This window comes from Hyphomicrobium sp. 802 (assembly GCF_000526135.1).
In the GTDB taxonomy this organism is placed as follows: domain Bacteria; phylum Pseudomonadota; class Alphaproteobacteria; order Rhizobiales; family Hyphomicrobiaceae; genus Hyphomicrobium_B.
Genome location: NZ_JAFM01000001.1, coordinates 1,433,566 through 1,459,891, shown reverse-complemented (window position 1 = coordinate 1,459,891; position 26,326 = coordinate 1,433,566). Strand labels below are relative to the sequence as shown.

The window sequence follows — 26,326 nt, the reverse complement described above, 5'->3', positions numbered from 1 at the left end:
AACCTCCTTACCGTTTCAATCCGCCTGGATTTTTCCGCGTCGTGGCGACACAGTCGAGCGTTAATTAACGATCGCGCTTGACTTCACAGCCGAACATCGTCACTAGCTCACGCATTGCTCTCCGATGGCGCTCGGGTCCTCGTGCCACTTGAAAGCGGTTCAATCACCGCGCTCGACCCTGCATTGAGATCAATCCTTATAGACAAGGCCGCACCCCGAAAGCGCCGGTGTGGGCCATGGGACGAACCTCCGGCACCAGATGTGTGCGCGGGGCTCGAAGCCCTTGGGACTTTTTCACTTTGACCACTGAAACTTTTGAGGCATTCGGCTTTGCTGAACCTCTTGCGCGTGCTCTGACGCAGTGCGGATACACGACGCCCACACCGATTCAGGTGCAGGCGCTTCCGCCGCAGCTCGAAGGCCGCGACCTGCTCGGCATGGCCGAGACGGGATCGGGCAAGACCGCAACATTCCTTCTGCCGCTTCTGAACAAGTTCGCAGCAAACCCGTCCGACCCGCAATGGAAGCAGGTCTCGGCGCTGATCCTTGCGCCAACGCGTGAACTTGCGGTCCAGATCGACCAGGAAGTCGCCAAGCTCTCGCGCAACATGAACCTGCGCCGCGCCGTCGTCCTCGGTGGCGTCAGCAAAGGACCGCAGATCAACGCGCTGAAACGGGGCGTTCACATCCTTGTGGCGACGCCGGGCCGCCTGCTCGACCACGTCAATATGCGAAGCTGTGATCTCTCCGGCGTGCAGACGCTCGTCATCGACGAAGCCGACCGCATGTTCGATATGGGCTTCGTCCGCGACATCAAGAAGATCGTTTCGCTCATCCCGCAGAAGCGCCGTACCGCGCTCTTCTCCGCGACGATGCCCGATGAGATCAAGAAGTTCGCCTACGATATTCTTCACGATCCCTATCGCATCGATCTCTCTTCAAAGAAGATCGTCGTCGATCGCATCGATCAGAAGATCATGATCGTTAAGACGCCCGAGAAGCAGAGCCGCTTGCACACCATCCTGAACGACGAGGCCGCTTCGCGCGTCATCGTCTTCACGCGCACGAAGCGCGGTGCGGATCGTGTTGCAAGCCGCCTCGGCATGGCTGGCATCAGCTCGGCAGCCTTCCACGGCAACAAGGCGCAGAATGCTCGTCAACGCGCCCTCAATGACTTCACGATGGGCCACATTCGTGTGCTCGTTGCGACCGACATTGCCGCGCGCGGCATCGACGTTTCGAACATCACGCATGTCATTAACTTCGACATGCCGCTCGATCCCGAGACGTACGTTCATCGCGTCGGCCGTACCGCCCGCAAAGGCACCAACGGCGTCGCCATTTCGCTGTGCGATCCGTCGGAACGCCAGGAAGTCCGCGCCATCGAGCGGATGATGAAGCAGCCGCTCGACGTCGTCGACGATGTCGGTGGCGAAGTCCTGCCGCCGCTGCCGCGCAATCATCAGACGAACGACGGTGAAGGCTCGCGCCGTGAAGGCAATCGTGGCGGCGAGCATCGTCATCGCGACGGCGCACCGCGCGGGGAACGCCAAGCCCATCGCGGCAATCGCGACCGCGGGCGTGACCGGCCCGCCTACCAGAGCGAAGGCCGTGAAGGCCGCCCCGAACGCCCCGCAGTGTTCGGCGTCACCGATCGCGAACGCCCAGCGCGTCCGGAACGTTCAGAGCGTCCTGCTCACCACGAACGTCCGGAGCGGCCCGCACGCGCCGATCGTCAGGATCGCTCGGATCGCCAAGAGCGCTCGGCTCGTCCGGAACGTCAAGAACGCCCGCAGCGCCATCGGGACGATAGCCGTCCGCGTGACCGCGATCAGCTGAACGCACGTTCGCATGGCAGCAACGGCCATTCTGCTAACGCAGAGCGTCGCGAACACAAGCCGAGCGACCATCATCGCCCGAAAGATCACCGCGGCGAACTCCGCGCCGATCACCGTGGCGAGAACGGTCACGATCATCGCCACGGACCGCGCCATGTCGAAGGCCGCCACCGCAACGAAGCGAATGGTGGCAATCGCGAGGCCGGTCACGGAACGAAAAAACCGCAACGCAACGGCGAGAGCGGCCGGTCGTGGGGCAATGACGGCGGCGCACCGAAGTTCATGAAGCGCCGCGACGACGATCGCAACCGCGCCCGTCCGGCCCGCTGAGCGTTCGCACGGTGCGATAGCTCACTGATCGAAACAGTATCGAGCCCGGCCATAAAAATGGCCGGGCTTTTTTTTATGGCCCGGCCAAAGTCGAAACGAAGGGAGTAAAAGCAGAGAAAAGGTTACGACGCCTTAGCCCTTCTTGTCGGGCTCGGCAGGAGCCTGCTCCGGTCCGCCGTCATTATCGTCGTTGTCCTGCATCTGCGGACCATCATGCGAGCCGGGGCCCATCATACCGGGACCCATGTGCGGGCCATGACCGAACCAGCCATGATCGCGACCGCCCGGACCCCAGCCTTCGGCGAAGCGGTGACCGCGCGGGCCATGACCGAAGCCGGGGCTCAGTTCACGGACCAACGGACGAAGGACTTCTTTCTGCTCATCCGACAGCGATGCATAGAACGGCGAGAAGGCCGTCGAGAACGCCTTCATGCGGTCAGCGCGTTCACCCATCCGCTTGCTCATCATTTCGAAGCGGGTGGCGAGATCGGGACGCTTGTGTTCGGCTTCATCCTTGCCGCCCTTGGCGTGCTCGGCTTTCCACTCTTCGCGCTTCTTCTGCCATTTCTCGATACGGGCTTCGCGCGCCTTGAACGCGTCGCGAACCTGCGTTTCAACCGGCGCCCAGAGCTTTTCCTGATCCGGCGTGAGTTGCAGCGCCGTCTTCACCATCGCCAGGCGGCCGTCCTCAAGACGTGACCGGGTCTCAGGCGACATCATGCGCCATCCGGCATGGTCGGCCGTCTTGGCGATAGCAACGGTTGCAGGGACTGCTGCGACAGCGGCAATCGCAATCCAGGTGCCACGCGATAAAGTCTTCATGGACATCTCCTTAGGGCCGGGGAAGGCATTTAGGGGGATCGTTGCCCGGCCATCGGAGATAAAAACGCAACTATCTTCGCGATCCGTCGCCGTTTGCTGCCGACATCGCGAGAATGAATAAAGATGAACGAATTCAGGCAGAACGCGGGCATGAACAAAGCCCACCCGTAGATGCCAATGGCGCCTTGCGCCGAAGCGTTCAGTTCGTCCCGTTGATGATCGCCAGCGACGTGGGATCAATAGCCGCCGCGCGGCGCGCCCCCGCAACGCTGCCCGACTTCTGCGGGTCCGCCGGCGTCATGGTCGATGACAGGCTGCCGCGCAAAGCGCTTGATGAGGGCTGCGCATAGACCACGCGATTGCGTCCCGCGTAGCAACCCGCAATGCAGATCACCAGATCTTCGTTCGGGCGCGCGGCCAGGATCTGCTTGACGAGCGGGCTGTCGGTTCCGGGCTGCGAGCGGAAGCTCGCGCCGTCTTCAGGCACGCTGTTGAGATTGCCGGGCTTCGGCACGTAAGAATCCGGCCCTGCAGGATCGAACTGATCGCCGTCCGCCGTTGAATTATCGACATCGGCGCTTTCCGCGAAAGCCACCGACACCGGCAGGACAACGAGCACGGAAAGGAGAGCGGCGAATCCGATCGACCGCGACGAGCTACGCATAACGGCAGGCTCCAGAACTGAACGAATTGGAAAAGACTGTGCCGTACCGAAGTTAAAGAAACGCTTAAGACATTCTCAAGCGCCCCGGCTTATGGCGCGATCGTCACCCGGAACGACCGGCCGACCGTCTCCCCGCTGGCAAGCTTTGCCGTAACGGCGAAACTGTCCGTGCCGTCCGTGCCATCCCGCGCCGTGTAGTAAATGCCTGTACCTATCGCGGTCTTTCCGATGCAGGTCCCTTTTGCCGAATATTCAATCGTCGTCTGTTGGCCGGGAACGAAAGCCAGATCGCCCTTGGCCGGCGGCTGCGTAATCGCGATCTCGGGCGCGGCCAACTGCTCGCACTTGTCGCCAAGGCCCGCAAAAATGAAAACACGGGCACGCCGTCCAGGCACGACTGGAGCCGACCGTACTGCCACATCCGTCGGCGGCGTGGCGGTGGGAGACTGCAGCGTCGCCATGTTGGCCCCCTGCCCCGAACAACCGCCGACGCACGCAGCGATCACCGCCAAAAGCGCGACCGGCAGCCGACACCAGCGCACGCCGCCCGCACAATATTCGTCAGCACTCTGGTTGCCCAAACGCATCATCTGTTCCGGCGTCTCCGATTCTGTCGTCGAACTGTAATCCCCGGCTCCTAAACGCCCCTCGGTAAAGTTCGTTGGGGGTCACTCGAAATGTCTCGTCTGTTGAGTAGCGCGGCACACACCGCGCTTGTTGCTGTTCTCGTTTCCTATCTTCCTGCGCCTTCTGTCCATGCTGCCGATATCGTCGTCAACAGCGGCGATACGAACACAACCGCTCAGACACTCAAAAACCAGGACACACTCACCATTCAGGGTGGAGGAACCCTCGACGTTTCTGCAACTGCGATCAAGCTCAAGGATGCTTCAGCCGCGCCGGGGATCGTGATCGACAACTTCGGAACCATCAAATCCGGCAACCGTGGCATCGATACGAGCGGCAGCAGCACAATTCGGACGTTCACCTTCAACAACGAAACGGGCGCCACCGTCGACACCTTCGATGACGGCATCCGTATCGATACAGACGTCACAGACGGAAAAGTAACAATCAACAACGCGGGAACCATCACCTCGCAAACCGGCCAGGCGATTGATCTCGACTCGATTTCGACCAACGGCGCAACGATCAACAATTATGCAACCGGTGTAATTAGCACCCAGGATGCCGACGCCATCCGGGCCGGCGGAAACGGCACAGTCAACAACTGGGGCAAGATCATCTCAAACGCTGCCGCGCCGGATGACTCCAAGGACGGTATCGATTTTCAAGACCACGCGGGCACCGTTAATAACTACGCGGGCGGCGTCATCTCAGGTGCGCGCCACGGCATCACCAGCGACGTTGACGTGAACGTCTACAACGAAGCCGGCGCCAGCATAACCGGCCGCAACGGCTCCGGCGTCGGCTCTGACGGAAACGGCACGGTCCTGAACTACGGCACCATCACCGGCACTATCGACGACGTCTCAGAGAACGGCGATGGCGACGGCGTCGATATCGACTTTAAAGCCAACATCACCAACTACGGCACGATTCAGGGCACCGGCTCGAAGGGCGAAAAGGACGGCTCCCCGAATACCAGCGAAGGCATAGCTGCGGGCGGCGGCACGATCATCAACGGCTCTGCGAACGCTGTCATCAGCGGCAAAGACAACGCCATCCTGATCGACGACAGCAACGCAGGCGCAGCGCCTTACGCGACCCAGATCACCAACCTCGGCACCATCCGTGGCGAGAATGGCTTCGGCATCCGCATCATCGGCACGCAGAACGACACCATTCAAAACGCCGGGCTGATCGAGGGTGCGAACGGCCAAGCCGTTGATCTCGGCGGCGGCGACGATACCCTCATCGTCAACACGGGCGGCAAGTTCATCGGCCTTGTCGATGGCGGAGCCGGAACCGACACGGTCGATCTCGACGGCACCGGCACCTTTGCTGGCGGCGTCAACTTCGAAATCCTCGACGTCAAAGGCGACTGGACGCTGACTGGCACGCAAAGCTACAGCAACGGCGCGACACTTGAATCGGGCAAGCTCAGCGTCGATGGCACGCTCGACGCCGACTTGACCACGAAGGCCGGAACGATCCTCGCCGGCAACGGCACCATCGGGTCGGCGTCGATCTTCGGCACCATCGCGCCTGGCCATTCGATCGGCACGTTGACCTTCACGGGCGATTATCAGCAGCAAGCCGGTTCAACTTACGAAGTCGAACTCGACAGCACCGGTAAATCCGATCTCATCACCGTCGACGGCGCCGCGACGCTCGCTGGCTCCGTCGTCGTGAAGCCCGCTTCGGGCCAGTACAAGCTCGGAACGCAATACACGATCCTGACAGCACAGAACGGCATTACGGGTGGCTACACGAGCGCGACGGACTCGATGCCATTCATCGACTTCGCGCTCGCCTCCGACGCCAACAACATCTATCTCGACATTACGCGCAGCAACGTGACGTTCCAATCGGTTGCCATCACCTCGAACCAACATAAGGTTGCCGCTGCGATCGACAGCCTCGGCGCGACCAGCGCCGTTTTGAATTCGGTCGCGAACGCCACCAGCGAAGAGGCAGCCCGGAGAGCCTTCAATAGCCTGTCCGGCGAGATCTACGCCTCCGCAAACGGCATCATGCTCGAAGACAGCCGCTTCCTACGCGACGCCGTGATGGACCGTGTCAGAAACGATCTGGAAGACAAACCCCGCGGCGGCCTCTGGGGACAAGCATTCGGCTCGCAAGGCACGTATAGCGGCGACAGCAACGCCGCAGGTGTCGACCGCACCATTGGCGGTGTCTTCGTCGGCGTCGATACCAAAGCCGGAAGCTTCGGCAGCATCGGCATCGCCGCTGGCTACAGTCACGCCTCTCTCGATGACGACGGCCGCAACTCTTCGCAAGAGCGCGATGATGCCCACCTCGCCCTCTATGGCGGCGGCCGCTGGGGCGCGCTCGGCGTGCGTTGGGGTGCGGGCTACACCTGGGCCGATCTCGACACCAAGCGCCGCTTCGATCTTGGCGGAACGACTGACGAAGCGCGCAGCAATCAAACCGCTGGCACGGCGCAAGTCTTCGGCGAACTCGGCTATCACATCGGTTTGGGAGGCGTAGATTTCGAGCCGTTCGCCGGCATCGCCTACGTCAACCTCAACACCGACGATTTCCGCGAAGCTGGCAGCGACGCGGCCCTTAAGGGCTTCGGCGACAACCAGGACCTGCCGACGACAACACTCGGCCTCCGCGCCGCAACCAACGTCATCATGCAAAGCGGTACGATCTTGACGACACACGGGATGGTCGGTTGGCGGCATGCGCTCGACGACGTCGACACCAGCCAGGTGCTCGCCTTCTCCGGCGGCACACCGTTCTCGATCGACGGTGTGCCGATTGCGCGCGATACGTTGATGCTGGGCGCTGGCCTCGACGTTAATTTCTCGCCAGATCTCACCGTCGGCCTCTCCTACAGCGGCGAGATCGGCGATGACATCCAGGACCACGGCGTCAAAGGCAACCTATCCTGGAAATTCTGACGCCACTTGTGGAACGTCGAGCACGAAAAATATGACGGGCACCTCCAAAGTTATGATCGCTTAAAGAGGTGCCCGGCCACCAGGCCTGTTGTTTGTGAAGACAAGCGCGGACGGCAGATCGTATCTGCCAGAGAAATCCTAAAAAGCCTGTAACCGCGGAAACTGACGCGGCGGCAAACGCCGAAAATTTTTGCCGCCGTTATCAATCCTTCTTCACGTCGCGATTTGTAAAGCGCGCATTGCCGAGCCCGGTGCCGATTGTCAAAACCGCCCAGCGCTGCCGGTCCTGCATGCGCGGCAGCTCGCTAAGGCCCTGCACCACCGCATCGTTGTGCATGACCACCATCGTCTCCGATCCGCCGATCTCGGGGATCGCTGCCTTGATGGCGCTCGGAAGATGGAAGCCGCGAGCCTCCCAATTCCCAGGAAGGTTCTGGCCGCCGCGGTCGATCGAGCCATCCTCGCGGATAATTCCGGGGCAGCCGATCCCAATCACCGGCGCCAGCGCAAACTTCTCTTTCTCGTTCCAGCGAATTTGCCCTTCGAGCATTTTGACGAGATGGGCAACCGCCTCGGTCCGATTGGTTTCCGCATCCGCGTGACACCAGATCTCCGAGCCTGCCACTTTGCTCTTCATGAGATCAGAAGATTTCTTGAGGTTGAGTTGCACGGTCCCGGCGCGAATGTTAGTGCCGCCAATATCGACCGCCAACATCGTGTCGTGCCCTTTGAGCATCCACGCCGGCAGCAGATGCGCTGCCCCGATGAGGCCGGCATCGTCCGGATCGTTGTGGATCATCTCGATGTCGACAGCGATATTCTCGGCTTTCAGCAGCAGCCCCGTCCGACCGGCCACAAGCTCGCCGATCCGGCTGCCGCTAAAGCCGCCGCCGACGACGATGGCTTCCGTGTCCCGCCACTCCTGGGTTTGCAGAAAGCGGCGGATGACTTTCGCAAACTGCTGAGAAAACTCTTCGACGGCGCTCTGAACGAGGCCAGCCGCCTCCGGATCGCCTTCCTCGAGTTCCGCGACAAGGTCATCCTTCTTGAGCTTGTCCGTGCTCTTGTTTCCGAAGGGATCCTCGCCCGCGTCTTTCAGAGGCTTGCGCCACTTTTCGACGATTTCCCAGAACGCGCTCTTGCTCGCTTTGTCGCCGATGAAGCCATCGCCGTCCCGAACTTCAATGTTGTAGCTGTCGACCGTTACGCTCGGCAAAACGGCTGCACCATGGGTCGGAAGATCGGATCGAGAAGATATCGGTTTGTCCATCGGCACAACGACGCCGGATGAGGGAAATTGGTTCCCTTTGGAACCAACGAATGTCGGAGCGACTTGCATTACAACAAGCACTGACAGGAACTAAACGATGGCCAAAACGCCGGGAACCCACGCCGATGACGACGCGACGCAGCAACCGCGTCAAACAGAAACGCCGACGAAGCGTGAGCGGTCCGCTGTCGCCAACGAAGACCACACCAAGGCGCGCCAGAAACTCGCAGACGAAACCCGCGCCCCAGAACGCAAGCGGCGTAAATATGTTTTTGAAAACCGTTCCTATCCGAGCGGAGGAAAAAAATGACAATCAGAAAAGTGAAGGCCGGATATCGCCTGGTTTCCAAGAAAGGCAAGAACCTCGGCACCTATAAGACTAAGGACGGCGCTAAACAGCGCGAACGCGAAGTTCAATATTTCAAGGAGGCAAAAGCCAAGTGAACGTGGCCCACCATGGGATGGGGCGTCCCGGCAATCCGCATGATCCCGCGACCGATCCCGGCTTTGATCCTAATATCGAGCCAAGTGAACCCGAGCCGCTCCCCGAGCCCAGTTCGCCCCCGCCGCCGGATCAGCCGCCTGAGGAACCTGACGTCCCGCCTGTAATCCGGCCGCGTTGAAACTGAACCAAGCAGAAAAAGTTGACGCACGCGGAGCGCCCGTGCCACGGTCTTGCCGAACAAGACCTCTACGCGTGCCCTGTGAAACTCAATTTGTCAGAACTTACCCTTCGCCATATGCGCGAAGGGCGGCCCCTCGATAAGGCGCTCGAAGCCGCGCTGCGGCGTGATCCGCGCGCTGGCGCCAGAGCCATTCTCTCAGCCATCGAAAAGCGCCGCTTTGATAATCGCTCGGAAGGCCAGAGGCTGCGCAATTTACTGCGCTTCGAAACCGATTTGTGGTCGTCGGGCGTGCTTCTGGTGGCGGGCGTCGACGAAGCCGGCATGAGCCCGCTGGCCGGACCGGTGTGTGCGGCAGCCGTCATCTTCGAACCCGGCACCCGCATTCCCGGCGTCGATGACTCCAAAAAGCTTGACGCCGTCTCGCGCGAGCGTCTTGCCGTCGAAATCAAGAAGGTTGCAGTGACGTGGGCCGTCGGCTGGGCTGAAGTGCATGAAATCGACAGCCTGAACATCTACTGGGCCGGTATCCTGGCAATGCGCCGCGCCGTCGAAGGCTTGGCCAACCCGCCCGATCACATTTTGCTCGACGCCCGGCGGATCAAAGACTTGGCCATCCCGCAGCAGGCGATCGTACGCGGCGACTGCAAAAGCTTGACGATCGCCGCAGCCTCGATCATCGCCAAGACCTCGCGCGACGCCAAAATGCACGTCCTCGATGGTGAATATCCCGGCTACGGTCTCAAGACCCACAAAGGCTATCCGGTCCGCGAACACCTCACGGCATTGAAAAAGCTCGGCGCTTCGCCCATTCATCGCCGCTCGTTTGCGCCGGTCCGCTCCGTGCTCGGCCTGCCTCCGCTTTATGACACAAGATCATTCAACGGCGATGACAGCACCTCGATGGCTGATACGGACGGCCCCTGATCGTCCGCCAACAGAAAACGCGCAGTGCAACCACACCATTCGGCTGTTCGGATTTCTCTCAAATTATGACAGTTGTGATACTCGGCCTGAGATGATTTTTGAACGGCGGGGGATCCATTGCGGATAAAATCCGCTATAAACTGGGGTCTCGCAGCAGCGCAATCAAAACGCGGGGTGAGCGTAATGATGTCGGAAAGCGATCTCATGGAAGCCAGGTCCGAAGCCCGGCTCATACTCGACCTCGGCGACGAAGAGGTGAGCCAAATCTTCTTCCAGCAGACGATGCGGCGCAATCTGACGCGTACCGTCCGGCACCTCGATCGACTAGTGCAAAGCGGCGGCGACGACCGTAGGCTCGGCGAGAGTGCGTTGGAACGACTGGGCTTCGGCGCTCAGAATTGATCCAGCAGCGGGCGATGTCCGGCCATTCCGGCGCATAGCTGTCCCGCACCGCTGACATTCGTAAACGGGAACTTATTTCTCCGGTTGAGACTTAATTCGCGGAGAAAGGAGGCGGCATGCTCGCCATCGTTTACGATTTTTTGTTGCTGCTGTCGGTCACCGCACCCCCGATCGTGTTTTGCTACCTGCTGTATCTCGGTTCGCAAATTTCCGACCAGGATGGAGCTGAGCCCGCCGAGGTTCGCCGTACCAATCCGAAATCTTCGCGCCGATAATTTGGGATTGATGTTCGAGACTGACATTGGCTGAAGCGATAGGAGAACCCGTAATGGCTTCCAAATCGTTCGTTGTCGTCGACCGGACTCGCTCATGCGGCCTCGAACTGAGAGACATCGTCGTCAAGTCCGGCGACACAGCTCATGTCTTCAGCAGATTTTCTCCCGCGCTCGAGATGATCGAGCGCAAACACATCGACGCCGTACTTGTCGAATTCGATACCGACAAACAGACGACGACGTTTTGTACAGCCGTGCAGGCTCTCGGCGTGCCGGTGATTTTTCTGTCGGCGCCGTTTCATCCGTTCGACATTCGTGAATTCGGATTTGTCGCCTCGTTCCCGGATCTGCCGCACACGCCGAAACTGCCGGTGCAATACGTTCGCCGCTAGCGACGCGAACTGCTTTTCGCAAACCTGCACGTCGCTCAAGCTTCAAACCGGAAACGTCAGCATGGCTCGCGTGCCGCTGTCTCCACCGCTGAAGTCCAGCTTGCCGCCAATGCTTGACGTCATCGACGTCATGACACGTGTGCCCAAACGTGTACCACCCGTCATCTGCGTTTTGCCGAGACCGACGCCATCATCCTCGACGGTGAGAACGACTTGGCCCTCTCTAAGGGCGAGATCGACGCGGATTTCCCCGTCGGCACGATCAGGATAAGCATACTTGTAGGCGTTCGTAACAAGCTCGGTGACGACGATGCCGACCGAAACCGCCTTGTCGGTCGGAATGGACAATGGCACGCAATTGAGATGGACGGGATGGTTGCGACCTGCATCGCCCATAGCCCGCTTCAAATCTTCGATTAGGCTGGTGAGATATTCCTTAAGATCCACCGCCGTCACATCCTGCGACGTGTAAAGTCTGCGGTGCACCCCCGCGATCGCTATGATCCGCGCGCTCATTTGATCGAGCAGATCCTGCGCGCCCGGATCACTGAGCGAATGCCGCTGTAGCGCGAGAAGACCCGCAACAATCGCCAGCGAATTGGCGACGCGATGATTGACTTCCTTCAGCAGCAGCTCAGCCCTGTCGCGTGCCAAGCGGATTTCCGTTTCGGCAGCTTCCATGTCCCGCTGAAGCCGCTCCTGCTCCAGCGACGTCTGAACGGCCTGCATAAGCAGTTCTCGGAAATGTCCTTGGACATCTTTCCAGACGTAGTCGATCGCCCCGGCCTTGAGCGCTGCGACCGCAACGCGGCTGTCTTCCGATCCGGTCACGTAGACGACTGGCGGTGGATTAGAGAGCGCTCGGATTTCCTTCAGAACCTGCAGCCCGATCTTTCCGGGCATGTGATGATCGAGCGCCACGATATCAAACGGCCTGGAGCGAACGAGCTCGAGCCCTTCATCGCCGGAATACGCGAGTTCGACGTCGAAACCACCCGCCTGCAGCGTTTTTTGAACCAAGCGCCCGATGCCCGGATCGTCATCGATGTAGAGCACCTTCGGCGCCATGATCAGTTGGTTTCCGGTACCTGGATAACAGAGAAGAAAAGCCCCAATTGCCGGATCGCATTCGCGAAGTTCTCGTAGTCGACGGGCTTCGTAATGTAGACATTGGCGCCGAGATCGTAGCAGCGCTGAATTTCGCGTTCATCGTCCGTTGTCGTCAACACGACGACGGGTGTCCTCTTGGTATGCTCGTTCGCCTTGATCTTTTCGAGGATACTGACGCCCGTCATGTCGGGAAGGTTGAGATCCAGCAACACAAGCAGATGCTTCCGCGCGCTCGTCTCGCCACTTCCATTCGGACCAAACAGAAATGCCAGCGCATCCGTTCCATTCACAAATGGAATGATGTCGTTGTTGACGCCCGCGCGCCGGATGTTCTTTTCGATGAGACGCGCGTGTCCTGCATCGTCCTCGATCATGACGATCTGGACCGCCTTACCTTCACTATTGGGCATTCGGCTTCTCCGGCAGTTTACGAGGCAGCATGACGCGGAACGTCGTGCCTCGTTTGAGTTCAGACGTCATCGTGATCTCACCCCCGAGGCGGCGGATCAAAGTCTTGACGTGTGCCAAGCCGATGCCTTCGCCTTGTTTATCCTGTGCTCCGGCGCGCCGAAAGAGGTCGAACACGCGTTCCGCATCGTCGGCGGCGATGCCGCGACCGTTATCTCGAACCTCGATGACGATTGCACCCCAGCGGCTCGGAACCTGTTCGATGATGATCTTGGGCGCGCGTCCCGGCATAGTGTATTTGAGTGCGTTATCAATAAGGTTGCCGAAAACCTGCTCAAGAGCCAGACGGTCGGTTTCGATCGTCGGCATCGGCCGCAAAACCTCGATCTCGCCGTCCGCTTCCGTAACCCGGTGCTGCACAGCTGCGATGGCGGAATCAAAAAACTCTTCCAGGTCGACCGTCTCGGGCCGGAGAATTCTCTGCCCTTCCCGCGACAGTTTCAGGATCGCCTTGATCAGCCCGTCCATCTTATGTGTCGATGTCCGGATGAACCCGATCGATTCCGGCAAGTCCTCACGGATCGCGGTCCGGGCGGCTGGCCCTGATTCCAGTTCAACGAGCTTGGGATCCTCACAAAGGCTCGCAAGCGTCGCCAGCCCCGCTTCGAGCTCTGAGGTATACCCCATGACATTCACGAGCGGCGCTCGCAGGTCGTGACTGACGATATAGGCAAAGCGCTGAATTTCATCGTTCGCACGCTGAAGGTCCGCTGTCCTTTCCTTAACGCGCTCCTCAAGCCCCATATTGAGCTGCTCCATCTTGCCGCGAGTTGCCAACAGAGCGCGCGTATATCGCAAGATCGTCGCGACGGCACCAAGAGCCGCCAGCAGGATGACGACGCCAGCTCCCAACGTAAACCATCGAGCAAGAACGGCGTTGTCTTGCTGGCTTTGAATGCTCTTGGTTAATTCCGTTTCGACCACCTCGGTCTGTTCCGCCACGAGCTTGCGGATGTCATCCATGAGGTTCTTGCCGCGATCGGTGTTGACCACCGCCAGCGCTTCGCTGGACTTGCCCGCCATCCGCAATTCGACCGTGGATGCAAGCTCCCGAAGTTTCGCTGCAATCGCCGCCGCAATCTTATCTAGCCCGGCCTTGAGTTGCGGCTGGTCTTTGAATTTGTCGCGGACATCTGCCATCCGCCGCGGGACATCCTCAATCGCGATGTTGTAGGGCTCCAGATAACGGCTCTCGCCCGTCAACAGATACCCACGCTGACCGGTTTCGGCGTCCTGAATTGACGACAACAGCTGCGACAGCGCTGTCAGCTGCTCACGGGCGACAATCACATCGCGCGTCGAGGTGGTGGTCTTCTCTAAAAGCCAGAAAGAAACCGCGACGAGCACGACAAGCGTCAACACGCCAGCCGCCGCGAATACATATGTAACGCGCAAAAGATTCGAAGAATTCGCGCTCATTAACCGCTCGGCTGCCCCAGTCTATTTTTCTCCGATAAGACAGTTTCGACCAAAGTGCTATCTGAAAAATAACTTCGCAACTGCCCAGCGAAGCTTCACAATATCAGTAAGGGGGCGCGCGTTTGGCACGCTGCGCCTTGGCGGCTTCGGTCCACCAGGAGAGATCGTCGGCAAAACGCGGAAACATTTTCTCCAAAGCTTTGCCACCTTCACCCATCGGCTCACCATCGGGGCCGAGCGTCTGCCCGATCGGACCGACCGACAGCGTACTGGAGACGACGATCATTCCCATTTCCGATAGCGTCCCATGCCATGCCGTCGCAGAGCGGACGCCGGAAAGCCGCCCGGCCGAATAGCTCGCAATAGCCGCCGGTCTCCAGAACCATTCTTCAAGAAAATGATCGGTGAGGTTTTTCAGGCCGGGCTGCATGCTCCAATTGTATTCGCCGACCACAAATAGAAATGCGTCCGCGGCTTTGATCTTCTGAGCCAACTCTTCCAGCGCCGCAGGCGCAGTGCCGGGCTTGTGCTCCTTGTACATCCGGTCAAGCATCGGCAGGTTCACGACTTTCGCATCGATCAATTCGACATCGGCGCCCCGCTGCTTCAAGCGCGACACCAGAAAATCGGCAAGCCGAATGCCCATCCGATCGCTGCGATATGAACCGTAAAAAACGAGAATTTTATCGGACACCCTGATCTCCCTGTCCCAAGATACATCGCAACGGGACTGACAACGACGCCGGCGGCGTTTCGGTTCCATGACCTGCCGCTTTTATCCGGGCTTTATCCGCCCTATTTCGTTGCGCAACGCCGCAGTCGTGAATATTGAATACCTATAACGACGTAAATACGAGTTGCCATGACCTCCAACGTGGGTTCCCTTACCGCCAATCGGCGCGAACAGATGTTCCCGCATCTCGAAACATACGAGATCGAGCGCGTACGCCGTTTCGGAGAGACCAAATCCTTTGCCGCAGGCGATGCGCTTGCCCAGGTCGGCAAAGTCGGCGCCGGTGTGATCATCGTGTTGAGCGGCAGCGTCGATGTCACCCAACGCGACATGAAGGGGCACGACACGCCCATCGTCACTCACGGACCGGGCTCGTTCATGGGAGAGCTTGCCCAGTTGTCCGGCCGTCCCTCGCTCGTTGATGCCGTCGCGACGACGACGGTCGAAGCGCTCGTCATTGCACCATCGAAACTGCGCGCCCTTCTCATCGCTGAAGCCGAGCTTGGCGAACGGATCATGCGTGCGCTGATCTTGCGTCGCGTCGGCCTCCTGGAAACGGGAGCAGGACCCGTCATCGTCGGCCGCGCAGGCAATAGCGACGTTATCCGCCTGCAGAACTTCCTGTCGCGCAACGGCCATCCCCATGTCGACCTGGACCCTGAAAACGATCCGGAAGCACGCTGCCTTGTCGAGCGCTTCCACGTCGATCCATCCTCACTTCCAATCGTGCTTTGCCCGAGCGGCGACCTTCTGCAAAACCCGACCGAATTGAAGCTTGCCCGCTGCCTTGGCCTCGTTGGCCCGCTCGATGAAAACCGCCTCTACGACGTAACGATCGTCGGCGCGGGACCGGCGGGCATGGCCGCAGCCGTTTATGCTGCCTCCGAAGGACTGTCAGTGCTTATTCTCGATTGCCGATCGTTCGGCGGCCAGGCCGGCGCATCCTCGCGCATCGAAAACTATCTGGGCTTTCCCACCGGAATAACCGGCATGGCCTTGATGGCGCGCGCCTTCAATCAGGCGCAGAAGTTTGGCGCCGAATTCGCCATTCCCTCGGAGGTCGTCGGCCTCGAAACACATGGCAGCAGCAGCACCACCAGTTTCACGCTGCGACTCGCAGACGGCCAATACGTCCGCACGCGCACCGTCGTCGTCGCGACCGGCGTCCGCTATCGCCGCCTTGGCGTCGAGAACCTGCACGATTTCGAAGGCAGCAGCGTCCACTACTGGGCGTCTCCGATCGAAGGCAAGCTGTGCTCGCAGCAGGAGGTCGTCCTCGTTGGCGCCGGAAATTCCGCCGGACAGGCCATCGTCTACCTCGCAGGCCGCGCAAAAAAAGTCTGGTTGCTCGCGCGTGGCGGCGACATCTCGCTCTCGATGTCGCAATATCTCGTTGACCGGATCAAAGGCCTGCCCAACGTCGATATTCTTACGAATTCGGAAATCACGCGCCTCGAAGGTAACGATGGCATCCTCGAAACGATCGCGTGGCGCTCTCCGTCCGGCGACGAAGTTTGCTGTAGCGTCCGCCACCTCTTTCTGTTCATCGGTGCCGATCCCGAAACGGGCTGGCTAGCCGAGACCGGCGTCAAGCTCGACCCCAAAGGCTTTGTCTTGACGGGCGTCGGCGCAGGCGAAGATTGCGCCTCTCTGGAGACCAGCATCCCCGGCATCTTTGCCATCGGCGACGTGCGCGCCGGCTCGATCAAGCGCGTCGCAGCCGGAGTCGGTGAAGGCGCGCAGGTCGTCGCCGCGCTTCACACGTACCTGTCGTCGGTACCCGCGCCCCTTCAGGCCGCCGCAACCGCCTAAGAAGTTTGCTGTTTTCTGACGTTCAGCCAACTGCCATAAGTTGGTCGCCCGTTTGGCTTAACAGACCACCCCCGCCACGATGTGTAGGGTCTCTGCATCGCGGAATTGAGAGGAATCGAATGAGTGTTTGGCGAACGACGATTTTAACCGCGGCTTTGGCTCTCGCCTGGGCAGCCCCGACCCGCGCCGACGAGTGTGACGCGCTGGCCGCGAACGTCCACGCCCAAAACCCCGAAATTGCCGTCGCCGAACGCAATACCCAGGATCAATCGGTCGTGGTTGCTTTGAAAACCGACAGCGTCGACGAATTGACGCTGACCTGCGCCAGCGACGTCGACAAAGCGCCCGAGTTGATGGCGAAGGCGAATGCGACATGGCCTTCATCCGACTTCTACGACCGCGTCTCGTCCGCGGGCGCCGTCGTCATGGCGAGCACCAGATCGGCCATCCGCAGCGGCTCTGTCCTTTGCGCGCAGCGCGCCATGGCCTCCGATGACAACAACGCGATTTACGACATCAACGGCGATCGTTTCGAATGCCGGACGACGTCAGGTGTCGGCGGTTCGACACTAATCCGAATTTCGAAACTCAAGACGGCACCGTCGCCGCAATAAGCTTCTGCGCGGTGCGCCGCCAGCAGAGCGGACCGTCAGCTCTTGCAGGTCGTCTTACCGTCGCCGCGCGTCAGCGTCGCGTCCCTGCCTTTGATCCAGAACTCGGTATCGCCCTTCACATAGCGGCCACCGTCGGCAGACGGTGCTTGCGGCAGGTTCATCGTCTCGCCCGAACCAGCGAACACGAGATGGGCGGCGCCTGGCGACATGTGAAACGTCGCTGTTAACTCCGTCTTGTCGGCACACACATAATGGACGGGCTCCATCGCCATCGCAGCCGGAGTGGCCGCAACGATTGCCACGAACGCCCCAAACAAACGAAGCCGCATGTTCCCGTCTCCTCAATCCGTAAGAGCCTAATCGTCAGGCGTCGATGGTTAGCCGATTTCTAATAGCACCGCCGGTTTGAATTCGTCGAGGCGAACCCTGCTGATGACGGACCTTGACGCACATCATAGCGGCTCGCTCACCACGGCGATTTTGTGCGTTAGCAAATGAGGAACGGACAGATATGAAAACCGACTATGTGGAGATCACGAAAAACGTCAGCGCCACCTTGAAAGAACTTCGCGCGGGCGCGCCTGACGTGATGAAAGGCTTCGGCGCCATCGCTCAGGCCGCGGCCAAGGCTGATGCCCTCGATACCAAAACCAAGGAGCTAATCGCTCTCGCGATCGGCGTCGCCGTCCGGTGTGAAGATTGTATCGCCTTCCATGCCAAAGCGGCCGTCGCTCAAGGTGCGACCGACGCTGAAATCTTCGAAACCCTCGGCATGGCGATCTACATGGGCGCTGGCCCCTCGGTGATGTATGCCGCCCACGCCGTCGACGCCGTCCGTCAATTCGAAGCCGCCAAAGCAGCAGCGACCCCAACGATGGCGTGATCGATCAAGCCGATGGAGGAGGTGCAAGAGGGCCTCGCTTACTTTAGCGCTCGGACTTGTCGCTTTGCATGTGGTCGGCGTCATCTTTGCCAGCGTCGAGCACGGCGAAAATTTGATCAAAGCCATGATAACGGAAGAAAACGAGTGTGACCGTCAATGCTTCGTGGGCAGCAGTTGTCCTCGGGATAGCTGCTGCGAAGGGTGATTTCTGAATCACCTCGCGCGGTCATCCTGACCGATAATTCCTATTGCGCGAAATCAAGTCCATCAATGGTTGATGCGTTAGTTTTTTGTTCGCGGGGGTTGGCGAGAAGGAGAAGCGCATGCGACTATTTACAATTCTGACAGTGGTCGCGACTTCTGCGGTCGCGATGTCGGTGGATGCTGCCGATGACCCTCTCATGAAGCAGGCCCAAGCCACCTTCGCTCCTATTCCTCTCACCCCGCCAGTGATTAAAGGCATTGTCTCTACGCCAGCGATGGTGGACCTCGGCAAAGCTCTCTATTTCGATCCGCGCCTTTCGCAAAGTCATAACATCAGCTGCAACACCTGCCATCAAATTGGGCTTGGAGGCGTCGACATGCTTCCAAACTCGATTGGGCACAAATGGCAACACGGCGGCCGAAATGCACCCACAGTTTTGAATGCAGTATTTAACGTCGCGCAATTTTGGGATGGCCGCGCCGCTGACTTGAAAGCCCAAGCTGGTGGGCCGATCCAGAATCCAATCGAGATGGGCATCACCCCCGAACACGCTATTCAAATGTTGAAAGGAATTCCTGGCTACAGCAAGCTTTTTGAAGCGGCCTTCGCTACTGACGCCGATCGCATTACGATGTCCAACGTCGCAACCGCGATTGCGGCCTTTGAAGCGACGCTGATCACCCCCAATGCTCCCTTCGACAAGTATTTGCGAGGCGATGAAGCAGCGCTTACTCCAGAGCAAAAAGAAGGTTTGCAGCTCTTCATGAGCAAGGGATGCTCGTCCTGTCATGCGGGCATAAATGTCGGCGGGCAAATGTATGCGCCCTTTGGCGTAGTCGAAAAACCAGGTGCTGATTTCCTGCCGCCTGATGATAAGGGGCGCTTCCAAGTCACGCACACGGTCAGCGATGAATATGTCTTTCGCGTCCCGCCGCTCCGTAATGTTGCGCTGACAATGCCATATTTCCATACGGGGAAATCATGGGATCTTCGTCAGGCAGTTGCTGTCATGGGCACAAGCCAACTCGGCCAACACCTCACGGACGCGGAAATTAGCAACATCACCTCGTTCCTGGAGTCGCTGACGGGCGAGCAACCCCAAGTCACCTACCCGATACTCCCGCCTAGTACGGTAGAAACGCCTAGGCCGCAGCCATAAGATTCGATGTGAAGGGACGGGCGTATGACGCGCGGCGGTCGCCCGTCCCCAACAGCGTTTCGCCTATCGACGCCTCGAAATTCCTTCAGCACGCTCAGCAGGAATGCTTCGGTGTCGGCATCGCCGAAACTGTCCCAGGCGAGTTCAATGCCGTTGGCCATTATTGTATTCATGCCTGCATTCCCTCAGCAGGCGTGCGACATGGCATTTCCGATAGTGGGAGAAGGCGGGAGTCCTCCACCGCTGCCGAGCGATGGCCAAGCCCCGCGAGATACCCTGCATGGGCGGCGAAGGAGAGAAACGAAGCAACACTGGCCTGCCGGACCAGCATTGCCAGATCCCACCGTTCGTCGGCGGGGCCGATCAGGAAGGCGCCGCCCTTGGCGAGAAACAAGATGTCGCCCCCGCTTTCGCGCAAGAAGGGCAGCGTATGCTCAACGTAGCGATCGAATGCTCGTGCACCGCTGATCGGCACAGCAGGCGCCAGTTCAGGGTGGCCTGAATAATCGGCGACATCCCTGAACCTCAGCAGATTGAGCATGACGACGGGGCCGGAAAGATCGCGCTGCACGAACTGGCGCCCCGCGGCCTGTGTCGGTTCGAGATACGATGTCGAGCCGGTTCTGCTCATGGCGGTTCCTTGAATGGGATGTATCGCTGACCGCGCGACCGCGATGGCCACCTCCGGCAACGAACCAGAAGACAGCAATCGTTGGCCCCGCGGGGCTGTTTAGGAAATCGAACGTGTCGCGCTTGCCCAGATGCCCGCACCATTAATACCCGGACGAAATACCTTCGTCAATTGTATCCGGGTAATATATGTCAGCCTTATAGAACTAGGTGACGGCTTACGGCTCGAAGCTCCGCCGCGTTGCGAAAGCGGGTGGGGAATATGGAGGAAAACCAGAGGAAGCTAATCGTCGTCAAAACGGCACGTCTGACAACAATGGCGGAGAGAGTGGGATTCGAACCCACGAGACCCTTGCGAGCCTACACGCGTTCCAGGCGTGCGCCTTCAACCACTCGGCCATCTCTCCGTCCGGTTCGTGGAAGGGGCGCACTATACGCATCCGCATCCCGAGCGCAACGGCACCCTGAAATGATTTTCCCCAGCTTGACGCTGGGCCGCAGGGGCCGCAAAACTGGCGCTGGCTCATGAGCAACTGCCACCTATGACCAGCTCCACGCTTCTCAAGGTCTTTTCAGCTTTGGCAGCCGCTTCGGCGGCCGTTTACGGTTGGCTTTGGTACACCTCGGGCGAACAGCCGACGGCGTGGCTGCTGCGCGTCGCCGCCGCCGCGCTGCTGATTGCCTTGGTCGCAGGCTTCGTGAACCCCGAATCCCGCCCGCGCCTCATGCTGCGCTTTCTCGCCGCGCTGTTCGCCCTCTTCACCCTCATCTCCTTCGCCGCCGACGTTTCGCGGCCTCGAAGCGACGGCGAAGGCGCAATCTCGCTGTTGCAGCACCTTCACAACCTTGCTCCGGCGTTCGTGTCAGCCCTGGAGCGTACGGTCACCCGCATAACCGGGCCGGTTGGCTGGGATCCGGTGCTGACCTCGTTCCTGTCGCTTCCGGCGACGATGATCTTCCTGCTGCTGGCCATCGCCTGCGGCTTTCTCGGTCGCCCGCGCCGCCGGATTCGAATTTTCGCCAACGACTATTGAAGCCCGCAACCAGCGCGCCATTTGCACCCGGAAGCGAATTTGCAGGCCTTCTGAAACGAACGGGGAACGGCCGTCGTATACTGGGGCATCCACCCCAACGATAAAAAGGAGCTAATCCATGTTCGCACGTAAGCGCGTCGTCATGCCGACCGCCGAGACCGCCCCGAAGGGCCGTCCGACCGCGATCCTCTCCGCCAATGCCGAGCACTATCTCTTTTCGCGCCCGCTGCATGGCCCCTACCCTGCCGGCCTGGAAGTCGCGGTTTTCGGGCTCGGCTGTTTCTGGGGCGCCGAACGCCTGTTCTGGCAGTTGGGTGATGGTATCTGGATCACCGCCGTCGGATACGCAGGTGGCTACACGCCGAATGCGACCTACGACGAGGTCTGCACCGGCGCGACCGGCCACGCCGAAGTTGTCGTCGTCGTCTATGACCCGAAGGTCATTTCCTACGAGACGCTGCTGAAGACGTTCTGGGAAGCGCACGATCCGACCCAAGGCTTCCGTCAGGGCAACGACGTCGGCACTCAGTACCGGTCGGCGATCTACACCACCACGCCCGAGCAGTTTGCAGCGGCTGAGGCTTCGAAGAAGGCCTATGAGGCTGCAATCGCCGGCAAGGGCTACGGTGCAATCACGACGGAGATCCAGCCTGCGCCGCCGGTCTACCTGGCCGAGGATTATCACCAGCAGTACCTGGCGAAGGTTCCCCACGGCTACTGCGGCCTGAAGGGTACGGGCGTCTCCTGCCCGATGCCCGCTTCTGACGCAGCATCGGCGGACGTAAAGGGCTAAGTCCGCCTAGTCGCTATTCCAACGTCATCCCGGCGAAGGCCGGGATCCAGACAAGTCGAAAGACGACGCGAGCTGATGCTTGCCTGGGTGCCGACCTCCGTCGGCATGACGTTGTTGCGAGTGCGCCCACAAACTTCGCCGCCGCCCACCATCGTGTTGTCTCGCCCGCAGGAGCGCGATGATCGAAATGGCTTCCCGGCACAAACGGGGATGACGTCTGGCCTACTTCGGATCGGCTGTCGCAGATTTATGCATATGCGGACGGAGCGCCGGGCTCTTCGCGAGTTCCGCGGGTGACCCCTTGGCACCTCCGGCAGTCGACGCCTTGTAGAGAGCCATATTCACGGCAGCAGCCTTTGCCAGCGCTTTCTTCACCTGCACCCTCGTCATCAGGGCAGCGGTCGGAATTTTGATCGGATCAGGCCCGGAAGCCAGCACCGCCTGACACTCCTTTGGCAAATCCGAAAGCATGATCGGCGGGCTCGGCGCCCTTGGCGGCCCAGGCGGACGCGGCGCTGGCGGCCCCTTTGCCGGGATAACCTTCGCCAGCCACTGCGTCACTTCCTTGCCGCATCCATCGTCGCCGGTGGGTGGCACTTGCGGCGTGCATCCTGTAGAGCCCGGCGGACATTTGATGCGCATATGGAAGTGATAGTAATGGCCGTACCACGGCCGCACTTTGCCGAGCCACGCACGATCTGTTCCCGCTCGCTCACACAGCGCCTTCTTGATCGCCGGATGTACGAAAATCCGCTCAACCTCCGGATATGACGCTGCGCGCTTGATGAGCGCCACCTGCTTCGACGTAAACACCTTCGGATCGACTTTCAATCCGGTGTCATCCAGCATCGACGTGGCATTCAGCGTCTCGCGCTCTTTCCGCGTAAGCCGTTTCTTGGGCATCGGCGTCAGCCAGAAGTCGGCATCAAGACCGATCTGATGGCTAGCATGTCCCGTCACCATCGGACCGCCGCGCGGCTGCGCGATATCGCCGACCAGCAGGCCCGGCCAACCGTCGAGCTTCTGGGCATCCTTGGCGAACCGTTCGATCAGCGCGATCAAGACGGGATTGCCCCAGTTGCGATTGCGCGAGAGCCGCATCTCCTGCCACGCCGGACCGTCGATCGGCAACGGCACACCGCCCGCCAGACATCCACGCGAATAACTGCCGATCGAACGCGCCTCCATCGGCGCAGGCTTCTTGGCTTCCCCGAAGAGTTGCTTCGCACCGACAAACGTCGGCCAAGTCGGCTTCTTCGGTGCCGTCAGTCCTGGAATCGGCTCAACTTTGATTTTGACGTTGATCGAAACCGGCGGCTTCTTCGACGATTTCGCAGGTGTCGTTGCGGCGCTTGCAGCCTCGGGCTTGTCGGAAACGGAGCCGGTCGTCGTGCTGGCGGCAGCAGGAGCCGCGGTATCCGACGACGGCGCCTCGGCATCGTCACCCGGCGGTTCGCTTGGCTCGGAATCAGACTGCGTCAACGCGTGCGGCCGCGCCACGAAAGCAGGAAGCGTCGAACCTTGCGCTCCGTCTGCATGCCCAGGATCGGGCGCTGACGGAACATCGCTTGCGTCATCGCTCTGTCCGGACGCAGCATTCTGCGCGGATTCCGCCTGCGACGGCTGGATGAAACCAAACAAACTCGGCGTGTCGGATGCCTGAACCAGCGAACTACCGATCGCCGCCAATGCGCAGACGACCGCGAGCGCCAAGACCTTTGCGGCTCTCATGCTTCGTCCCCGTTTACCTCATGACACTTACTTTAGCTCAATCTCGGGCGAAAATCAGACCCAGCCTGCAATTTTAAGGCGCAACGGCACGCCTGTCACATCCTCGCCCTGTAATTTCGCTGGTACGCCAACTGCCGGCACTGTATCAGCTCGTCCTTTTCGCATCGTGACCACCATGACCCGCGTTCAAAAATCACCCGGCGCAACAGCAAAAAAGCCTGCGTCGTCGGCTCTGCCGGCATTCCGCATCGACCGCGGAAGCGCTGCAGCCGACACGCGACTGATCTTAGCGCATGGCGCAGGCGCGGGGATAAGTTCGCCGTTCCTCGACACAATGGCTGCTCTCTTGGACGAACGCGGCCTGGCGCTCACGCTCTTCGAGTTTGGCTACATGGCCGGACGTCGCGATGGGGGCCCGAAGCGCCCGCCGCCGCGCGCAGAAGTCCTCGTCGATGAATACCGCGCGTGCATCGATGCCATCCACGCCGCGTATCCACGCGCCACACTCGTGATCGGCGGCAAATCCCTCGGCGGCCGGGTCGCGAGCCTCGTCGCCGACGAGCTCTTTGCGAAAAAGGCGATCACTGGCCTCGTCTGTCTCGGCTATCCGTTCCATCCTCCCGGCAAACCCGATCAGCTACGGACTGAGCACCTCAAAAATCTTCGTTGCCCGGCCCTGATCGTTCAGGGCGAACGCGACCCGTTCGGCAGCCGCGCCGAAGTGGAAAAATATCCGCTTTCGAACAAAATTGCGTTCGTCTGGATGGACGACGGCGACCACGATTTCGGGCCGCGTGGCGCGTCGGGCTTCACGCGCAAAGGCAATCTCGCAGCCGCCGCCGACGCCGTTGCGGCATTTGTCACGGAGATTTCGAAGGCGCGTTGACGCTGCCCGCCCGTGCACCTACGGTGCGCGCCTTCGCCGCAAAGCCAGCCTTTGTACCTTTGCCATCTCGTGACCATACGAACAGCCATAGCCAAATGACCGCACTCGTCTTCACGCCCGAGCAGTCCACCGCCAGCGCCGACTCCAAGGCTTGGCCCTTCGAAGAAGCGCGCCGGCTGCTCAAGCGCCTGGAGAAGATTCCCGGCGGCGACACCAAGACGGTCCTGTTCGAGACAGGCTACGGACCTTCGGGCCTGCCGCACATCGGCACGTTCGGCGAGGTTGCGCGCACGACGATGGTGCGCCATGCCTTCGAGACGCTGACCGAAGGCAAGCGCAAGACCCGCCTTCTCTGCTTCTCCGACGACATGGACGGCATGCGCAAGATTCCGGAAAACGTTCCCGACCGGAAAGCGCTCGAACCGTATCTGCAGATGCCGCTGACGACGGTCCCCAATCCGTTCGGCGGCGACTACGCAAGCTTCGGCGATCACAACAACGCCATGCTCCGTCGCTTCCTCGATACCTTCGGCTTCGAGTACGAATTCGCGAGCGCAACCGAATACTACAAGGCCGGACGCTTCGACGACATGCTGCTGCGCGCCGTCGAACGCTACGACGCCATCATGAAGGTCATGCTGCCGACGCTTGGCCCGGAACGGCAGGCGACGTACAGCCCCTTCCTGCCTATCTCGCCCACGAGCGGCCGCATCCTTTACGTGCCCATGAAGGAAGTGAACGCCACGGACGGCACCATCACCTTCGCCGACGAAGACGGCCGCGACGTCACGCTGCCCGTCACCGGCGGCCGCGTGAAGCTGCAATGGAAGCCGGACTTCGGCATGCGGTGGGTCGCGCTCGGCGTTGACTTCGAAATGTTCGGCAAGGACCATCAGACCAACGCGCCGATCTACGACAAGATCTGCGAGATCCTCGGCGGCGTGCCTCCGCAGCATTACGTCTACGAGCTGTTCCTCGACGACAAGGGCGAGAAGATTTCAAAGTCGCGCGGCAATGGGCTCACCATCGACGAATGGCTCACCTACGCCTCGCCCGAAAGCCTCGCGCTGTTCATGTATCAGAAGCCGCGCAGCGCCAAGCGGCTTTACTTCGACGTCATCCCGCGCGCCGTTGATGAATATCTGCAATTCCTGTCGTCGTTCCCGAAGCAGGACTCAAAGCAGCAGATCGACAATCCAGTCTGGCACATTCACGCCGGTAGCCCGCCGAAGCCGGAAATACCGGTGACGTTCGGCTTGCTGCTCAATCTCGTGTCGGTATCGCACGCCCACACCAAGGACGTGCTGTGGGGCTTCCTGCGCCGCTACGCGCCGGGCGCCGAGCCCGAGAACGCGCCGATCCTCGACAAGCTCGCCGGCTACGCGATCCGCTACTACGAAGACTTCGTCAAACCGACGAAGAAGTTCCGCGCACCCGACGACGTTGAGATCGAAGCCTTGAAGAGCCTCGACGCGGCGCTTGCAGCTTTGCCGCCAGACGCCGACGGCGACACCATCCAGAATGCGCTGCTCGATGTCGGCCGCTCCATTCCGCGCTATCAGGACACGACCAAGACCAGCCCCAGCGGCGGCCCCGGTGTAAAACTCGATTGGTTCCAGGCGATCTATGAGATCTTGCTGGGCCAGGAACGCGGCCCGCGTCTCGGCACCTTTGTCGCGCTGTACGGCATTCCCGAAACCCGCGCGTTGATTGCGAAAGCGCTCGGCGGCGAGCTTGCCGCTGCGTAAGCAC

Annotated in this window: 26 protein-coding genes, 1 tRNA gene and 1 pseudogene; 16 read left to right on the top strand and 12 right to left on the bottom strand. The window is 60.3% G+C overall.

Annotated features, from left to right (window positions below; translation table 11 throughout):
- Positions 1-299: 299 nt before the first annotated feature.
- Positions 300-2,168: a DEAD/DEAH box helicase gene (locus HYP802_RS0107260; RefSeq protein WP_013946510.1), complete on the top strand. Its 1,869-nt coding sequence runs from the start codon at positions 300-302 to the stop codon at positions 2,166-2,168.
- A gap of 132 nt (positions 2,169-2,300) precedes the next feature.
- Here HYP802_RS0107260 and HYP802_RS0107255 read toward each other — a convergent pair whose 3' ends face one another.
- The 3 genes from HYP802_RS0107255 to HYP802_RS0107245 all read right to left on the bottom strand — a co-directional run bounded on the left by HYP802_RS0107255 (position 2,301) and on the right by HYP802_RS0107245 (position 4,244).
- Positions 2,301-2,990, bottom strand: a complete 690-nt coding sequence (locus HYP802_RS0107255; protein WP_013946509.1) for a Spy/CpxP family protein refolding chaperone — start codon at positions 2,988-2,990, stop codon at positions 2,301-2,303.
- Positions 2,991-3,189: 199 nt separating this feature from the next.
- Positions 3,190-3,654 carry a hypothetical protein gene (locus HYP802_RS0107250; RefSeq protein WP_013946508.1) on the bottom strand — a complete coding sequence of 155 codons (465 nt, stop codon included), beginning with the start codon at positions 3,652-3,654 and terminating at the stop codon, positions 3,190-3,192.
- Positions 3,655-3,743: 89 nt separating this feature from the next.
- Complete coding sequence (locus HYP802_RS0107245) at positions 3,744-4,244, bottom strand: hypothetical protein (protein WP_024275451.1); 501 nt, start codon at positions 4,242-4,244, stop codon at positions 3,744-3,746.
- 87 nt (positions 4,245-4,331) lie between these two features.
- Between HYP802_RS0107245 and HYP802_RS0107240 the strand changes: the two genes are divergently transcribed.
- Positions 4,332-7,208, top strand: coding sequence for an autotransporter domain-containing protein (locus tag HYP802_RS0107240; RefSeq protein ID WP_024275450.1), 2,877 nt, complete (start codon positions 4,332-4,334; stop codon positions 7,206-7,208).
- A gap of 202 nt (positions 7,209-7,410) precedes the next feature.
- Here HYP802_RS0107240 and HYP802_RS0107235 read toward each other — a convergent pair whose 3' ends face one another.
- On the bottom strand, positions 7,411-8,478 hold the full coding sequence (locus HYP802_RS0107235; RefSeq protein ID WP_024275449.1) for an ROK family protein: 1,068 nt from the start codon (positions 8,476-8,478) through the stop codon (positions 7,411-7,413).
- Positions 8,479-8,575: 97 nt separating this feature from the next.
- Between HYP802_RS0107235 and HYP802_RS0107230 the strand changes: the two genes are divergently transcribed.
- The 6 genes from HYP802_RS0107230 to HYP802_RS0107205 all read left to right on the top strand — a co-directional run bounded on the left by HYP802_RS0107230 (position 8,576) and on the right by HYP802_RS0107205 (position 11,097).
- Entirely contained in the window at positions 8,576-8,788 is a 213-nt protein-coding gene (locus tag HYP802_RS0107230) for a hypothetical protein (RefSeq protein ID WP_024275448.1), read from the top strand.
- Positions 8,785-8,922 carry a hypothetical protein gene (locus tag HYP802_RS23790; RefSeq protein WP_197022718.1) on the top strand — a complete coding sequence of 46 codons (138 nt, stop codon included), beginning with the start codon at positions 8,785-8,787 and terminating at the stop codon, positions 8,920-8,922. Before HYP802_RS0107230 ends, HYP802_RS23790 begins: the two co-directional genes overlap by 4 nt.
- Positions 8,923-9,218: 296 nt before the next feature.
- Positions 9,219-10,028: a ribonuclease HII gene (locus HYP802_RS0107220; protein ID WP_024275447.1), complete on the top strand. Its 810-nt coding sequence runs from the start codon at positions 9,219-9,221 to the stop codon at positions 10,026-10,028.
- A gap of 204 nt (positions 10,029-10,232) precedes the next feature.
- Positions 10,233-10,430, top strand: coding sequence for a hypothetical protein (locus HYP802_RS0107215; RefSeq protein WP_155831180.1), 198 nt, complete (start codon positions 10,233-10,235; stop codon positions 10,428-10,430).
- Between the two features lie 116 nt (positions 10,431-10,546).
- Positions 10,547-10,705, top strand: coding sequence for a hypothetical protein (locus HYP802_RS23550; RefSeq protein ID WP_155831178.1), 159 nt, complete (start codon positions 10,547-10,549; stop codon positions 10,703-10,705).
- Positions 10,706-10,758: 53 nt separating this feature from the next.
- Complete coding sequence (locus tag HYP802_RS0107205; protein WP_024275445.1) at positions 10,759-11,097, top strand: hypothetical protein; 339 nt, start codon at positions 10,759-10,761, stop codon at positions 11,095-11,097.
- 42 nt (positions 11,098-11,139) lie between these two features.
- Here the strand turns inward: HYP802_RS0107205 and HYP802_RS0107200 are convergent, their stop codons facing one another.
- From HYP802_RS0107200 to HYP802_RS0107185, 4 genes are all read right to left on the bottom strand, one after another.
- Positions 11,140-12,165 (bottom strand): response regulator, encoded by a 1,026-nt coding sequence (locus tag HYP802_RS0107200; protein WP_024275444.1) that lies wholly within the window; start codon positions 12,163-12,165, stop codon positions 11,140-11,142.
- Between the two features lie 2 nt (positions 12,166-12,167).
- Entirely contained in the window at positions 12,168-12,617 is a 450-nt protein-coding gene (locus tag HYP802_RS0107195; protein WP_024275443.1) for a response regulator, read from the bottom strand.
- Entirely contained in the window at positions 12,607-14,094 is a 1,488-nt protein-coding gene (locus tag HYP802_RS0107190) for a CHASE3 domain-containing protein (RefSeq protein WP_024275442.1), read from the bottom strand. Before HYP802_RS0107190 ends, HYP802_RS0107195 begins: the two co-directional genes overlap by 11 nt.
- 103 nt (positions 14,095-14,197) lie before the next feature.
- A complete protein-coding gene (locus HYP802_RS0107185; RefSeq protein ID WP_024275441.1) occupies positions 14,198-14,788 on the bottom strand; it encodes an NAD(P)H-dependent oxidoreductase in 591 nt (196 codons plus the stop codon).
- Between the two features lie 168 nt (positions 14,789-14,956).
- Between HYP802_RS0107185 and HYP802_RS0107180 the strand changes: the two genes are divergently transcribed.
- On the top strand, positions 14,957-16,639 hold the full coding sequence (locus HYP802_RS0107180) for an FAD-dependent oxidoreductase (protein ID WP_024275440.1): 1,683 nt from the start codon (positions 14,957-14,959) through the stop codon (positions 16,637-16,639).
- 119 nt (positions 16,640-16,758) lie between these two features.
- Entirely contained in the window at positions 16,759-17,253 is a 495-nt protein-coding gene (locus tag HYP802_RS0107175; RefSeq protein ID WP_024275439.1) for a hypothetical protein, read from the top strand.
- Between the two features lie 35 nt (positions 17,254-17,288).
- Here HYP802_RS0107175 and HYP802_RS22170 read toward each other — a convergent pair whose 3' ends face one another.
- Positions 17,289-17,582, bottom strand: a complete 294-nt coding sequence (locus HYP802_RS22170) for an MliC family protein (protein ID WP_024275438.1) — start codon at positions 17,580-17,582, stop codon at positions 17,289-17,291.
- 182 nt (positions 17,583-17,764) lie between these two features.
- Here HYP802_RS22170 and HYP802_RS0107165 point away from each other — a divergent pair, with 182 nt between their 5' ends.
- Positions 17,765-18,136 (top strand): carboxymuconolactone decarboxylase family protein, encoded by a 372-nt coding sequence (locus HYP802_RS0107165; RefSeq protein ID WP_024275437.1) that lies wholly within the window; start codon positions 17,765-17,767, stop codon positions 18,134-18,136.
- A gap of 323 nt (positions 18,137-18,459) precedes the next feature.
- A complete protein-coding gene (locus tag HYP802_RS0107155) occupies positions 18,460-19,500 on the top strand; it encodes a cytochrome-c peroxidase (protein ID WP_013946491.1) in 1,041 nt (346 codons plus the stop codon).
- Between the two features lie 169 nt (positions 19,501-19,669).
- Here the strand turns inward: HYP802_RS0107155 and HYP802_RS0107150 are convergent, their stop codons facing one another.
- Both HYP802_RS0107150 and HYP802_RS0107145 read right to left on the bottom strand, forming a co-directional pair.
- Entirely contained in the window at positions 19,670-20,131 is a 462-nt protein-coding gene (locus HYP802_RS0107150; protein WP_024275436.1) for a hypothetical protein, read from the bottom strand.
- A 316-nt stretch (positions 20,132-20,447) separates the two neighbouring features.
- Positions 20,448-20,537, bottom strand: a tRNA-Ser gene (locus HYP802_RS0107145).
- A gap of 171 nt (positions 20,538-20,708) precedes the next feature.
- On the opposite strand from HYP802_RS0107145, the gene HYP802_RS0107140 reads away from it, so the two are divergent.
- The gene (locus HYP802_RS0107140) at positions 20,709-21,164 is read left to right on the top strand and encodes a hypothetical protein (protein WP_245261470.1); all 456 of its coding nucleotides are present in this window, start codon (positions 20,709-20,711) and stop codon (positions 21,162-21,164) included.
- Positions 21,165-21,282: 118 nt separating this feature from the next.
- The gene (gene msrA, locus HYP802_RS0107135; protein WP_024275434.1) at positions 21,283-21,957 is read left to right on the top strand and encodes a peptide-methionine (S)-S-oxide reductase MsrA; all 675 of its coding nucleotides are present in this window, start codon (positions 21,283-21,285) and stop codon (positions 21,955-21,957) included.
- Positions 21,958-22,179: 222 nt separating this feature from the next.
- Here msrA and mepA read toward each other — a convergent pair.
- Positions 22,180-23,184, bottom strand: a pseudogene (gene mepA, locus HYP802_RS23970) (penicillin-insensitive murein endopeptidase); the annotation flags it as partial.
- A 679-nt stretch (positions 23,185-23,863) separates the two neighbouring features.
- Between mepA and HYP802_RS0107125 the strand changes: the two are divergent.
- A complete protein-coding gene (locus HYP802_RS0107125) occupies positions 23,864-24,574 on the top strand; it encodes an alpha/beta family hydrolase (protein ID WP_029670848.1) in 711 nt (236 codons plus the stop codon).
- A gap of 95 nt (positions 24,575-24,669) precedes the next feature.
- Positions 24,670-26,322 carry a lysine--tRNA ligase gene (locus HYP802_RS0107120; RefSeq protein ID WP_024275431.1) on the top strand — a complete coding sequence of 551 codons (1,653 nt, stop codon included), beginning with the start codon at positions 24,670-24,672 and terminating at the stop codon, positions 26,320-26,322.
- Positions 26,323-26,326: the final 4 nt, after the last annotated feature.

Excerpts from the sequence above, each read along its gene's own strand:
- HYP802_RS0107255 (WP_013946509.1), bottom strand. The coding sequence starts at position 2,990 with ATGAAGACTTTATCGCGTGGCACCTGGATTGCGATTGCCGCTGTCGCA.
- HYP802_RS0107250 (WP_013946508.1), bottom strand. The coding sequence starts at position 3,654 with ATGCGTAGCTCGTCGCGGTCGATCGGATTCGCCGCTCTCCTTTCCGTG.
- HYP802_RS0107245 (WP_024275451.1), bottom strand. The coding sequence starts at position 4,244 with ATGATGCGTTTGGGCAACCAGAGTGCTGACGAATATTGTGCGGGCGGC.
- HYP802_RS0107240 (WP_024275450.1), top strand. The coding sequence starts at position 4,332 with ATGTCTCGTCTGTTGAGTAGCGCGGCACACACCGCGCTTGTTGCTGTT.
- HYP802_RS0107235 (WP_024275449.1), bottom strand. The coding sequence starts at position 8,478 with ATGGACAAACCGATATCTTCTCGATCCGATCTTCCGACCCATGGTGCA.
- HYP802_RS0107230 (WP_024275448.1), top strand. The coding sequence starts at position 8,576 with ATGGCCAAAACGCCGGGAACCCACGCCGATGACGACGCGACGCAGCAA.
- HYP802_RS23790 (WP_197022718.1), top strand. The coding sequence starts at position 8,785 with ATGACAATCAGAAAAGTGAAGGCCGGATATCGCCTGGTTTCCAAGAAA.
- HYP802_RS0107220 (WP_024275447.1), top strand. The coding sequence starts at position 9,219 with ATGCGCGAAGGGCGGCCCCTCGATAAGGCGCTCGAAGCCGCGCTGCGG.
- HYP802_RS0107215 (WP_155831180.1), top strand. The coding sequence starts at position 10,233 with ATGGAAGCCAGGTCCGAAGCCCGGCTCATACTCGACCTCGGCGACGAA.
- HYP802_RS23550 (WP_155831178.1), top strand. The coding sequence starts at position 10,547 with ATGCTCGCCATCGTTTACGATTTTTTGTTGCTGCTGTCGGTCACCGCA.
- HYP802_RS0107205 (WP_024275445.1), top strand. The coding sequence starts at position 10,759 with ATGGCTTCCAAATCGTTCGTTGTCGTCGACCGGACTCGCTCATGCGGC.
- HYP802_RS0107200 (WP_024275444.1), bottom strand. The coding sequence starts at position 12,165 with ATGGCGCCGAAGGTGCTCTACATCGATGACGATCCGGGCATCGGGCGC.
- HYP802_RS0107195 (WP_024275443.1), bottom strand. The coding sequence starts at position 12,617 with ATGCCCAATAGTGAAGGTAAGGCGGTCCAGATCGTCATGATCGAGGAC.
- HYP802_RS0107190 (WP_024275442.1), bottom strand. The coding sequence starts at position 14,094 with ATGAGCGCGAATTCTTCGAATCTTTTGCGCGTTACATATGTATTCGCG.
- HYP802_RS0107180 (WP_024275440.1), top strand. The coding sequence starts at position 14,957 with ATGACCTCCAACGTGGGTTCCCTTACCGCCAATCGGCGCGAACAGATG.
- HYP802_RS0107175 (WP_024275439.1), top strand. The coding sequence starts at position 16,759 with ATGAGTGTTTGGCGAACGACGATTTTAACCGCGGCTTTGGCTCTCGCC.
- HYP802_RS22170 (WP_024275438.1), bottom strand. The coding sequence starts at position 17,582 with ATGCGGCTTCGTTTGTTTGGGGCGTTCGTGGCAATCGTTGCGGCCACT.
- HYP802_RS0107165 (WP_024275437.1), top strand. The coding sequence starts at position 17,765 with ATGAAAACCGACTATGTGGAGATCACGAAAAACGTCAGCGCCACCTTG.
- HYP802_RS0107155 (WP_013946491.1), top strand. The coding sequence starts at position 18,460 with ATGCGACTATTTACAATTCTGACAGTGGTCGCGACTTCTGCGGTCGCG.
- HYP802_RS0107150 (WP_024275436.1), bottom strand. The coding sequence starts at position 20,131 with ATGAGCAGAACCGGCTCGACATCGTATCTCGAACCGACACAGGCCGCG.
- msrA (WP_024275434.1), top strand. The coding sequence starts at position 21,283 with ATGTTCGCACGTAAGCGCGTCGTCATGCCGACCGCCGAGACCGCCCCG.
- HYP802_RS0107125 (WP_029670848.1), top strand. The coding sequence starts at position 23,864 with ATGACCCGCGTTCAAAAATCACCCGGCGCAACAGCAAAAAAGCCTGCG.
- HYP802_RS0107120 (WP_024275431.1), top strand. The coding sequence starts at position 24,670 with ATGACCGCACTCGTCTTCACGCCCGAGCAGTCCACCGCCAGCGCCGAC.